The sequence below is a fragment of the Synechococcus sp. RedBA-s genome (assembly GCF_024345495.1).
Lineage (GTDB): Bacteria > Cyanobacteriota > Cyanobacteriia > PCC-6307 > Cyanobiaceae > Regnicoccus_A.
This window is the reverse complement of the sequence record NZ_JAGQBF010000008.1, coordinates 77293-86808: the sequence shown is the minus strand read 5'-3', so window position 1 is coordinate 86808 and position 9516 is coordinate 77293. Positions and strand designations below refer to the sequence as shown.

Sequence of the window (9516 nt, the reverse complement as noted above, 5' to 3'; positions counted from 1 at the left end):
GCCTTGGCATCTGGGGCTTGTTCCGATCGGGTGTCTGTACTTCACGCATGGCCTGTCTGGGGCCTGGCAGGTAAGGGATGGGATCACGTCTCCGGGAAGAGAGGCTCGGGGCTTGACCTTCACGGCTGTGATCTGGGCCCGGGTTATGCAGCCCGGGATTTGAACACGCGGGGAACAGAACTGGCCTATCGCTCCCTGCGGTTACGGGATGGCGTTCGCGCTGCGCCATCAAGTTCACGATGGATGCCTCGCATGTTGGGCGTACCTCCGTTTTGCGCACCGGCTCGGGTGATCCCTCGCCGGACTCTCTTGGAGGGTGAGGGTCGGGTTGGCTACCGGGCCTCCCCTCAACTCCAAAGTACGCCTCTTTTCAGGCTGCAGCGGCTTCCAGGAGTACCTGTTCCCGTACCACTCTTGCGGCCTGTTCGGCGCAAGGCCTCGCAGGCCTCGCCGTCGCCATTTGGAGGGGTTGGCTGGCGAGTCAGCGCTGACGGCTCAGCGGGAGGATTCGCACCCTCAGGTCAGGGCCGCCAACTGGCTGTCGCTCTGGATCCAGCTGGGTACGGTGTCGATAGAGGCGAACGATGGAATGCTGCGTGAGTTGGTGCTGGCCATCGGACTCCCCGTGGCCCTGCTGCTGCTGGCGGTGCTGGCGCTGGAGCACTGGGACGATCAAATGCCGCACTGGGTGCAGCGTCTTTCCAAGCGTCCGTCGCTGATCTGGAACGGCTGCATCGGTCTGATCATTGCTCTATCGCTTCTGCGCTGGCTACTGCAGCTCTGACTGCCGCAGCGCCTCGATGCGGCCCGGGAGCTCCTCGTAGCTCATGCCTTCCCCGTAGGCCCGAATCAGCGGTTGCAGGCCGATCGATTTGCGTTCGCCGTGCAGCTTGCCGGTAGGCACCACCCAGAACCGCCACTGGCGGAGGTCCTGCGGGTCCACCAGCTCGGGGTCCTGCTCCGCCAACAGACAGAAGACGTAGGCGGTGGCGACCCGCTGCTCGATCGGGAAGCTGATCACACTCAGCCCTTCCTGCTCCCAGGCCTGCAGATAGGCCGCCGACTTCACCTCGAGGGTGATCGCGCCATCCGTCACATCCACCTCGGCCCATTCGACGCGGTGTCCTCCTGGATCGAGGCCCAGGGCCCGGTGCACCAACCATTCGGCATAGGCACCGCGGGTGCGGTTCTCCAGCAGGTGGCCGGAGTTCCAGCGCAGGAATGCGTCGAGGTCCTTCATGGCCGGTTTGCTTCTGGACGCAACGGCACAACGATCCGATTGCCGTTCGCCTTGTTGGTGAACACGGCATTGCCCTGGACGAAGATCTGCCGCTCCCAGATCCCACCGAGCGAATCCTGCATGGTGGAGAACGGGAAGCCCTGTTTCTCGAGGCGATAGGTCATCGCCTTGCCGTCCCGCCAGACGATGCGCACCGTTCCATCAGGGGAGTGGGTGTCGCGGCAGCCGATGGGCTGGTCATTGAACTCGCAGGCCTTCCATGCTTCCGCACGAACCGCTGCGATCCCATCGGCTACCAGCCAGCCAGTGACAAGACCAGCAACTAAAAGACGGAGTGGAAACAGCATCGGAGTCTTGGTGAACGTCCCGCTGATAGGGCACGAGCTCTGAACGGGAGGGGTTCAAATTCAGGAACTGGCCATTGGCTGGCAGAAGTTCATCAATCGGCTCAGTTCTGGCTGCCGTTGCTCTCGGTCTTCTGATTCTCGGCATCCCCGCTGCTGCTGCCTTCGCCAGAGCTCTCGCCCTCTGGTCTGGGCCCCATCGTGGCGCCAAGGGCGCGGCAGGATTCGATGGGATCAACGCCCGGTGCCAAGCCCAGGGCCTTGCGTAGCGCATCGAGCTGAGCCACTGACTGCAGATCGATCGTGCTGGCTACCTGCTCGCAGGCCAGCTTTTTCAAGGCCTGGGTATCGGGGCGGCCACACCCGGCGAGCAGCGCCAAGGCGATGCAGGCACCAACAGTCACAACCCTGGTCATCGTTAGCTGTACGGAACCGCCGCCAACGTAGGGACAACAGCCAGCCGCTGCCTCACATGGCGGCCGGACCTCAGGCGACGGCCTGGCGCTGCACCAGGAAAGCCTCGATCCAGTCGTGATGCTGCTTCTGCAGGATCCAATCGGCGATAGAGGGGGCCTCCTCCGGCACCTAGAACGGCTTGCGGAAGGCCTTGGTGAAGCCCTCCATCACCGGCCTAGTGTGCCGTCCCGGAAATAACATCCAGAATAGTGGGGTGTTATCCGAGGGGCTCCCTGGCGCTTGGTCGTCCGATGCCACCGCTGGTCATCAGCGATGACGAGGTTCGGCAACTGCAGGGCATCGCCAGCTCTCGCTCGCTACCTCATTCGATCGTGCAGCGCGCCCAGATCGTTCTTGCCTGTGGTGCCGGTTAAACCAACACCGCGATCGCCAAGCGAATGGGGCTGACGGGCATGACGGTCGGCAAGTGGCGCAAGCGGTATCGGGAGCTGGGCCTGGAAGGGCTGCATGACGAGCTCCGCCCTGGACGGCCTCGCACCTATGAGGACGACACGGTGGCGGAGGTGATCAACCGGGCGCGGCAGACCTAGGCGAAGCCTTCTCCGAAGGAGTAGCCCACCGATGGCAGCACCCAGTGGAGTGCCCGCGCTCTGGCTGCCGCCCCACCGGGATCTCCAAAACCACCGTTCACCGCTGGCTCCAGACTGCCTCGGTGCAGCTGCACAGACAGAAGCTCCACCGCTCCGCGGAAGCCTGACGGCTACAAGCTCTCTACCGATCCCTTCTTTGTGGAGAAGTTACGGGACATCGTCGGTCTCTACCTGAACCCGCCCGACAAGGCGATGGTGCTCTGCGTCGACGAGAAGACCCAGATCCAGGCCCTGGACCGCACCCAGCCGCTGCTGCCCATGGGCCTGGGCTACGTGGAGGGTGTGACGCACGACTACATCCGCCACGGCACCACCACCCTGTTCGCCGCCTTGGACGTGGCCACCGGTGAGGTGATCACCCAGTGCAAGCCCCGCCACCGGCACCAGGAGTTCCTGGGCTTCCTGCGCCAGATCGAGAGGTCAGTCCCGGAAGCTCTGGATGTCCACTTAATCGTCGACAACTCCTGCACTCACAAGCACGTCAAGGTCCGCGCCTGGCTGGTACAGCGGCCCCGTTTCCACGTGCACTACACCCCCACGTACGCCTCCTGGCTCAACCAGGTGGAGCGCTGGTTTGGGCTGATCCATCAGCCACCGTGCAGCCACCCCATTCACCATCTCTTTGGGGCTGCCGGCCGGCCGTGGCTGCCAGTACAGAACCAGCCATGGCGACTGCGACCGCAGCTGCAGAGCTGATGCACGCCGGCCGGCCGGTCCAGTGGAATCGGCTCTGCCGGTGGCCAGGCCGGCTCAGCCATGGCACTCGCAGCCACAGACGGCGTGGCAGGGCTCACCGTTGGGGTGCCCGGTGGCGCAGGCGTCACTGCAGAAGAGCGAGCTGCCGTTGCGGAAGGCTGTGTCGGCCTTCACGGTGCAGTGGCAGCCGGGGCAGGAGCACTGGAGTGTGGTGGGTTTGTCCAGGGTGGCGGTCATGGCTTCTCCTTGCTCAGGTCAGCTGCAACTCACCCAGTTTGGCGCCGCCGGCGCTGAAGGGAAGGTCGCTGCCCAATCCCCAACGGCACTGGTGTCTCCACCTGGCCTTTGCTCACTGAGTTTTGCCAGCTGATCCCGGTGGATGTGGCCCCTCGCTTCGCTGCTCTGGCTGGCCCATGAGCATGGCCGGGGCCGCATCGCCACGCTTGATCGCCACGATTTCGGCATCGATCTCCGGCCCGGCTGAGATGGAGATGGGCTCAACAATCTGCTCTGAGAAGGGCGGCTTCTGGGGACAAAAGCTGCAGACCGATCAGCCTCATCAGGGCCCGCTGGCCATCGACGACGCTCGGACCGTGCGCTGTCATGACTGGAGCGGTGACCGGCTTTGGCTTCGGCACCTTGATGAGTGCGGAGCACAACAAAGCCCGGCGACGAGGCCACCGGGCTCTGAAGGAGTTTGGTTGTGGGGGCCGAAGCGGCTGACGCTGGCGCCTGGGGCCAGGGTTCCAGTGGGACGTCCCGCATGGTCCGGGGCACCTGGAGCGGATGCTCGTGAACGGTGCAATGGACTAGAGCGCCAGACAACGAGGTGTCAGACGCCAGGGAAGTCAGAAATCCGTTGAGAGTGTTGGAGCAGGGGCCGGATCGTCAGCGCGCTCCTGACACCTGACCCGGGGGAGTGTCATCCATCGTTGGGCCTCCGAAAGCGATGAATGAACAATCGGATGGCCAGCCGGCCATGGCAATAGGGGTTTATGCCTGAACGGGAGCGAGCGGCAGCTGCTCAGCGTCGTGGCGCAGGACGGAGGGGTGATGACAGTTGCCAGACTCCATACAGCCAACAGACGGAATCCAACGCCGGGAGTTTGCCAACCAGCTCAATCTGGTGCGATCCCTCCAGGCGGATGAGCTCCATTGCCTGCTCCGCTGCGAAGACATCCACTCCAAACCCCACCCATGACCGAACGAACCGTCCTGCGCCTGGGTGATCCTCGGCTGCGCCAGAGGTCACGGCCTGTTTCACAGTTTGGGACCGCTGAATTGGAGGCCTTGATTGAAGATCTGCGTGACACCATGGCGGCCCAGGATGGGGCGGGCCTGGCTGCTCCGCAGATCGGCGTACCGCTGAGGGTGGTGATCTTTGGCATCGGCGTGAATCCGCGCTATCCCGATGCCCCGCCGATCCCGGAAACGGTGCTGATCAACCCGGAGGTCACACCCATCGATCAGGCCCGCGAGTCAGGTTGGGAGGGATGTCTCAGTGTTCCGGGGCTTCGCGGGCAGGTGAGCCGCTGGAGCCGGATTCACTACCAGGGCTTCGATGCCCGGGGCCAGCTGATCGAGCGATCAGTGGATGGCTTTCACGCCCGCGTCGTTCAGCACGAATGCGACCATCTCGATGGTGTGCTCTTCCCTGATCGGCTGGAGGACCCAACGACCTTTGGCTTCACGGAGGAGCTCCAGGCCAGCGGGCTGCTGGCGTCGCTGCGCCGCTAAAGCCCCAGCTTGCGGCGACCCTGCCACATCCCTGCCGCGTAGCCGATCGCGGGCAGCAGCAGGGACGGCCGCAGGGGCAGCTGCAGCACCAGGGCGATCCCCACCAGCCAGGGCAGGAGCAGCAGGCCCGAGAAGGCCAGCTGGCTGGCACGGGACCGCCGCGCCAGCTGGCCTGAGCGCTGCACCAGTCGTGGCACGCTCTTCCCCAGTCCGTAGCCCAGGAGCACGGTCAGAACGGTGAGCAGGATCACGCCCATGGCGGGTTGGCAGTGATGGGGAGTCTGCTGCCTGGCAGTTCAGTCATGCTTGAGCTGAAGGCCCCAGCAGCTGCGCGCTGACCGTCCAGAGCTCTGCAGCCAGGGCGTCGTTCCGGGCTTCGGGGCTGGGCTCGGTGAGTTCGAAGCGCAGGCAGCCTGGAGCGAGCACACGGTTGACGTGATAAGTGAATCCAGGGGCGGCGTAGGCGGGGGCGGTGGCCAGCTCGGCCAGCAGCGCCCCGGCCTGTTCGGGGCTGGCGGTGAGGCGCAGCATGTCGCGAGCCACCAGGGCGAACAGCCGCTGGCCCCATTCGTTGTGCTGGCGGCTGTAGCGGAAGAAGCCGCCGCTGTTGCGGGGAATCACCAGGCCCGGACTCCAGGCCAGCACCGGCATCGCCCTGCCTCGCCCGCGCAGTTGCCGCTCCAGTTCACGGGCGAAGAGCAGATTGCAGAGCTTGCTGTCCTTGTAGGCCTTGTCGGCGCTGAAGGGCGTGTGGCCATCCACCATCGAAAAGCCTGCGCCGGCCCTGAGGCCCGCCAGATCGCCCAGGCCAGCGGGTTGGCCCACCCGGCCCCCGGACGAGGTGGGATCGTGCACCTCGGAAGCGGTGATCACCAGCCGCGGGGTCTCGCTGCGTTCCAGCAACGGCAGCAGCCGCATCGCCAGGGCCTGGTGGCCCAGATGGTTCACGGCCATGGTGAGCTCGTGGCCCTGGGCTGAGCGCCCCGGCTCGCTGGCGCCGCTGTCCTGGAGGCCGGCATTGAGCACCAGGCAATCGATAGGCTCAGCGGCGGCCAGCAGTTCCTCGGTGCAGCGCTCGATGCTCTCGAGATCGGCCAGATCGCAGAGGGGGGTGTCCAGATCACCATCGCCACCTGAGTTGACGTTGCCGAAATCGCCGCCGCTGCCCTTCAGCAGGGCCTGGCGGGTGGCATCCGCGCGGGCCTGATCACGGCAGGGCAGGCAGAGCCGGTGGCCGGCACGCCTCAGCAGCAGGGCCGCCTGCTGGCCGATGCCGGAGCTGGCTCCGGTGATCAGGATCCGGCGCGGTTGGGGCGGGATCGCGCTGGGCTGGCGGTTCTCGTTCATGGGGTGGTGCTGGAGGTCTGGCGCTGGAAGACTCCCTGGCCGTCGCTGCTGAAGATGTCGATCTGGACGCGGCTGGCGGGGCCATCGCTCCCGACGCTGAAGGCCACCGCGCTGGGGCCGACGGCATTTTCGCCGCTGGGCTGGTAGCGGAAGGTATCGCCGCTGATGTGGGTGAGGGGGTAGGGCCTGCGCTCGGGGCCCAGTTCCAGCACCAGGCCGTTGCCCTCAGATTTCACGCTGATCACTCCCACGTAGGCGTTGCTGTAGGTGCCGCTGTAGACCCCCAGCGGCCGCGCCGGGGCGGGAATCGCCGGTGGCTGGGGCACCCGCGGATACTCCTGCGCGGCAACCTGGGCAAAGACTCCCCTCAGGGCCTTGAGGTAGTCGATCTCCACCGTGCCGAAGCGGGCCAGGTCGAGAAAGCTCAGCGCCACCGTTTCAGGCACCCCGATCGGCTGGCCGTTGCTGAGCACCACGATGCCCAGCGACTCCCCCGGCAGCAGGTACACCGCCGTGGCGGCACCGAGTTCGAAGGCACCCGAATGACTGAGCTGCACGGCGCCCTGGTCGGTGCTGCTCACGTTCCAGCCCAGCCCGTAGAAGCCGCTGCGGATCACGCTTGGATTGGCCGCCTGTGAGCTGGTGATCAGGGGGCGATGGGTGTCGGCCAGGGCGCCTGCGGCCACGATCTGCCGGCCAACGGCCACCGGTCCCAGGCGCCCCCCCGCCAGCTGCAGCCGCAGCCATTGGGAGAGGTCACGGGCTGTGGAGCTCACCCCACCGGCGGGCGACTGGGCATCAGGGTTGCGTTGATGGCGCGCCAGCCAGCGGCGGCTGGCTGCTCCCTCGGGGCCCTCGCGCACATGCAGGACAGCGCGGTTGGAGGCCGCCAGCAGATCGGCATGGCTGGAGCTGGTGCGGTCCATGCCCAACGGGCGATAGAGCCGTTCCCTGGAGAGTTCCTCCCAGCCCTGGCCGCTGGCGTTGGCCGCAGCGATGGCACCGGCGCTGAAGCCGAAGTTGGTGTAGTTGAAGACGGCCCGGAAGCGGTTCCCCAGCGGCAGCACCCCCAGGCGCTGAAAGATGGTGGCTCGATCGAAGCCGATGTCCTCCAGCAGATCGCCGGCATGGTCGGGCAGGCCGCTGCGGTGCGAGAGCAGATCCCGCAAGGTCACCTCCTCGGCGATGGCGGGCGGGCCGAGGCGAAAGCCGGGAAGATCGCCGATCACCGGATCGTCCCAGCGAACGCGCCCATCGCCCACCAGGGCGGCCACCACCGTGCTGGCGATCGGTTTCGAAAGAGAGGCCAGCTGGAAGATCGTGTCGGCATCTACCGCCCCGGCCGTGCCCACCTGCCGCTGTCCGTAGCCCTTGAGGAACACCACCCGGTCGTCGTGAACCACCGCGATCGCCAGGCCCGGCACCCCTGTCTGCTGCAGGATGCGCGTGGCCAGGGCGTCGAGCTGCGGCAGCGCCGCCGACACCTTGGCCGTGGTCACCAGCCGCGGCGGCGGCGGCGGCCCAGAGGCGGCAGCGGGGGCCGCTGACCACGACCCCGGACTGATCACACCAGCGCCCAGAGCCAGACCCAGCAGCGACGGCAGCAGCCGGGGCGCACGCAGAAGTGATGGAGCCTGCATCAGAGGGAACCCGACAGAGAACTGGGGCCGAATTGCTCAGCCTGAGCGCAGCCCATCATCGGCTGGATGCCCCGGGGGAGCCTCTGGCCTCAGATCGACCTGTCGATCAACTGCCAGAAGCTCCACTTCATTCCGAAGGCCTCCCGCAGGCGGTCCATGAACCTGCCCTGGCTCTCGATCCCCTGCCAGTGGTGGATGCGGGCGGAGAGCTGCTCGCAGGTCTGCAGGTATTCGGCGGCATGGCGGTAGCGCTTGGCCCGGCCCATCGACAGCGCAAACACCACCATCGCCCGCAGCAACACCATGGCCGCCAGGGGATGGTCGGCGCTGAGCCGTTCGGCGGCGGGACCAAAGACCTCGAAGGCCTCACCGTCCCACTCCTGCCAGTGCTCGATCACGAAGCGCTCAGCCCGGGGCAGGGCTGGCCAGGCCACCAGGAACTCCAGCGCCAGCAGGGGCATCGCGTGTTCCTCCGCCACCAGAAAAGCCCGCTCCTCGGCTTCGGCGTCCGTGAAGGCCTCGAGCCGCTGGAGGTAATCGCGAAGCCGCGGAATCGAGAGGGTGCTGCGGAAGCTCTCCCAGCGCAGCTGCTGGGCTTCCTCACCGCGGCCAAGGACGTCCAGCACAGCGATGCGGGAGAGGTCCCACTCGGGTGAGTGCCAGGTGGTCGCCCCCCTGGCAGCGCCATCCAGCACGGCCAGGGCCTGCTCCGGTCGTCCCGCTGCCAGCAGGTGATTGGCCACATCGGCGGCGGTGTTCGGCCAGCTGAGCTGGCTGGCGCTGAACTGGGCCAGGTAGGCGTCCACATCGCCGCGGCATTCGGCGATCTGCAGCAGTGCGACATGGCCATCGATGGCCCCTCGCTCGCGGCAGGCCTGCTCCAGCTGCCGCAACCCCGGCTCGCCCAGGGCCCCGGCCACCGCCGGAATCAGCTGATCGAACTGGCCATAGCCGTTGTCGGTCAGCAGATCACAGACCTGCTCCGCCAGCCTGGCGGGCTCCAGCTGGGCAGCTGACGCGATCGGGCCCAGGCTGGCCGCTGCCTGGCGGAACACTCCGATCACGGCGCCGGTGCTGTCGGAGCAGCGATCGAGCACCCCATCGCCAAGCTGCAGGAAGCGCACCAGCAGGTCCATGGCCAGGCCTGGATCGGCGGCGGCGATCGGACCGCTGATCGCCTGGAGTTGTGAGTGGAGCTCAGCCAGCAGCGCCTTGCGCTTGCGCGCATCCACGTAGGTGCCGGAGCGGGCGATGGCCGCCAGGCGCTTGCGCACCTCCTGAGCCGCTTCGCTGGCCCCCTCAGCGGCGGCGATGGCCAAGCGCAGGCGCCTCTGGATCACGGCATTGCCGCTGCTCACCTCCATCAGCAGCTCAGCGAGGACCGCTGCCCCGAGGCTTTCCAGGTTGCCGCTGTTGAGGGTGCGCTTGCCGGCCATGGGGTCAGA

General features: G+C 66.6%; 14 protein-coding genes. 5 read left to right on the top strand and 9 right to left on the bottom strand.

Features of this window, described 5'->3' with window-relative positions; genetic code table 11:
• The first annotated feature begins 589 nt into the window (after positions 1–589).
• On the top strand, positions 590–784 hold the full coding sequence (locus KBY67_RS04965) for a hypothetical protein (protein ID WP_255109343.1): 195 nt from the start codon (positions 590–592) through the stop codon (positions 782–784).
• Here KBY67_RS04965 and KBY67_RS04960 read toward each other — a convergent pair.
• The 3 genes from KBY67_RS04960 to KBY67_RS04950 all read right to left on the bottom strand — a co-directional run bounded on the left by KBY67_RS04960 (position 770) and on the right by KBY67_RS04950 (position 2000).
• Positions 770–1240, bottom strand: coding sequence for a hypothetical protein (locus KBY67_RS04960; protein ID WP_255109341.1), 471 nt, complete (start codon positions 1238–1240; stop codon positions 770–772). The genes KBY67_RS04965 and KBY67_RS04960 overlap by 15 nt on opposite strands.
• A complete protein-coding gene (locus KBY67_RS04955; RefSeq protein ID WP_255109339.1) occupies positions 1237–1587 on the bottom strand; it encodes a hypothetical protein in 351 nt (116 codons plus the stop codon). Before KBY67_RS04955 ends, KBY67_RS04960 begins: the two co-directional genes overlap by 4 nt.
• Positions 1588–1688: 101 nt before the next feature.
• On the bottom strand, positions 1689–2000 hold the full coding sequence (locus tag KBY67_RS04950; RefSeq protein WP_255109338.1) for a hypothetical protein: 312 nt from the start codon (positions 1998–2000) through the stop codon (positions 1689–1691).
• Positions 2001–2291: 291 nt separating this feature from the next.
• Between KBY67_RS04950 and KBY67_RS14875 the strand changes: the two genes are divergently transcribed.
• Complete coding sequence (locus KBY67_RS14875; RefSeq protein WP_399213941.1) at positions 2292–2414, top strand: hypothetical protein; 123 nt, start codon at positions 2292–2294, stop codon at positions 2412–2414.
• A gap of 12 nt (positions 2415–2426) precedes the next feature.
• Positions 2427–2591 (top strand): helix-turn-helix domain-containing protein, encoded by a 165-nt coding sequence (locus KBY67_RS14870; RefSeq protein ID WP_399213953.1) that lies wholly within the window; start codon positions 2427–2429, stop codon positions 2589–2591.
• On the opposite strand, the gene KBY67_RS14865 is transcribed toward KBY67_RS14870, so the two are convergent.
• A complete protein-coding gene (locus KBY67_RS14865) occupies positions 2588–2740 on the bottom strand; it encodes a hypothetical protein (RefSeq protein WP_399213939.1) in 153 nt (50 codons plus the stop codon). The genes KBY67_RS14870 and KBY67_RS14865 overlap by 4 nt on opposite strands.
• Here KBY67_RS14865 and KBY67_RS14860 point away from each other — a divergent pair.
• Positions 2706–3347: an IS630 family transposase gene (locus KBY67_RS14860; protein WP_399213951.1), complete on the top strand. Its 642-nt coding sequence runs from the start codon at positions 2706–2708 to the stop codon at positions 3345–3347. The two genes, KBY67_RS14865 and KBY67_RS14860, sit on opposite strands and share 35 nt — an antisense overlap.
• Positions 3348–3401: 54 nt before the next feature.
• Here KBY67_RS14860 and KBY67_RS04940 read toward each other — a convergent pair whose 3' ends face one another.
• On the bottom strand, positions 3402–3584 hold the full coding sequence (locus tag KBY67_RS04940; RefSeq protein ID WP_255109336.1) for a metallothionein: 183 nt from the start codon (positions 3582–3584) through the stop codon (positions 3402–3404).
• 960 nt (positions 3585–4544) lie between these two features.
• Between KBY67_RS04940 and def the strand changes: the two genes are divergently transcribed.
• Positions 4545–5084, top strand: coding sequence for a peptide deformylase (gene def / locus KBY67_RS04935; RefSeq protein ID WP_255109334.1), 540 nt, complete (start codon positions 4545–4547; stop codon positions 5082–5084).
• On the opposite strand, the gene KBY67_RS04930 is transcribed toward def, so the two are convergent.
• The 4 genes from KBY67_RS04930 to KBY67_RS04915 all read right to left on the bottom strand — a co-directional run bounded on the left by KBY67_RS04930 (position 5081) and on the right by KBY67_RS04915 (position 9507).
• Positions 5081–5341 carry a hypothetical protein gene (locus KBY67_RS04930; RefSeq protein ID WP_255109332.1) on the bottom strand — a complete coding sequence of 87 codons (261 nt, stop codon included), beginning with the start codon at positions 5339–5341 and terminating at the stop codon, positions 5081–5083. The genes def and KBY67_RS04930 overlap by 4 nt on opposite strands.
• A 43-nt stretch (positions 5342–5384) precedes the next feature.
• Positions 5385–6431 carry an SDR family NAD(P)-dependent oxidoreductase gene (locus KBY67_RS04925; RefSeq protein ID WP_255109330.1) on the bottom strand — a complete coding sequence of 349 codons (1047 nt, stop codon included), beginning with the start codon at positions 6429–6431 and terminating at the stop codon, positions 5385–5387.
• Entirely contained in the window at positions 6428–8071 is a 1644-nt protein-coding gene (locus KBY67_RS04920; protein ID WP_255109327.1) for a serine hydrolase, read from the bottom strand. The genes KBY67_RS04925 and KBY67_RS04920 overlap by 4 nt, the downstream gene beginning before the upstream one ends.
• A gap of 89 nt (positions 8072–8160) precedes the next feature.
• Positions 8161–9507, bottom strand: coding sequence for a DUF6880 family protein (locus KBY67_RS04915; protein ID WP_255109325.1), 1347 nt, complete (start codon positions 9505–9507; stop codon positions 8161–8163).
• Positions 9508–9516 lie beyond the last annotated feature (9 nt).